Source organism: Rhizobium pantanalense, assembly GCF_030182525.1.
GTDB lineage: Bacteria > Pseudomonadota > Alphaproteobacteria > Rhizobiales > Rhizobiaceae > Rhizobium.
Genome location: NZ_JAQJCH010000042.1, coordinates 1 through 713 on the forward strand (window position 1 = coordinate 1; position 713 = coordinate 713).

Genomic DNA, 713 nt, shown 5'->3' on the forward strand with positions numbered 1-713 from the left:
CAATAGAACCCGCTAATCGTGAAGAGGCGGGTTTTTTTGTGTCAAAAATTCTCTATTCATCAGCCCACTAATTGCTCTTCAATATGATGATCGTGTTAGAATAGGCGCAACGGCAGACCTAACCAGTTTGCGAGCCTAACCAGCTCATGCACCGTTAGCAAATAACCTTAATTTTCTTCACGGACCGCAAGGTCAAGGTGCCAAAATGTGTAATGAAATCTCGATCCCTCATCAGGGGGATGTCAGCTATACCTCCTTCACGTTCCGCAAGGTTCTGTCCGCTATTTTTCGTGGCGTGGGGGTGAATCATGACTAAAGTAACTGTCGATTATCCTTCTTCCATCTCCCGCCGTAAGCTTTCAAATCTGTTCAATCACTCTCCGTTTATGCTGTCTCTTATCCATGACATGTGTGACTCTCAAGCTATTGTTTTTGCGGCCATGTGTGAAGGTAAGTGCGTTACAAGCGCGGGGAATCGGATTGAAGCAGACTACGAAGTAACTAAGCTAGCGGCTGTCATTGATGTTCTGGAAAATAAGTTTTACCTGCCTGTATCGCGCGTGAAAATTCCTACCGCGTCGGATACTGGCGGTGGAACCATCCAAGCTAAGTATCTTATTACGGAAAATGATATGCAGCTGTTGTTGGAAGACCCGGAATCAGTGGTTTTGATGAGGGAACGATTGGCTCTTTCTAAACTAAAGAGTCGAGAT

At 45.3% G+C, this 713-nt stretch carries 1 protein-coding gene; it reads left to right on the forward strand.

Annotated elements, in window-relative coordinates; genetic code table 11:
* Window positions 1-308: 308 nt before the first annotated feature.
* Window positions 309-713, forward strand: a 405-nt coding sequence (locus PH558_RS34035; protein WP_285208563.1) for a hypothetical protein, incomplete at its 3' end; no start/stop codon positions are given.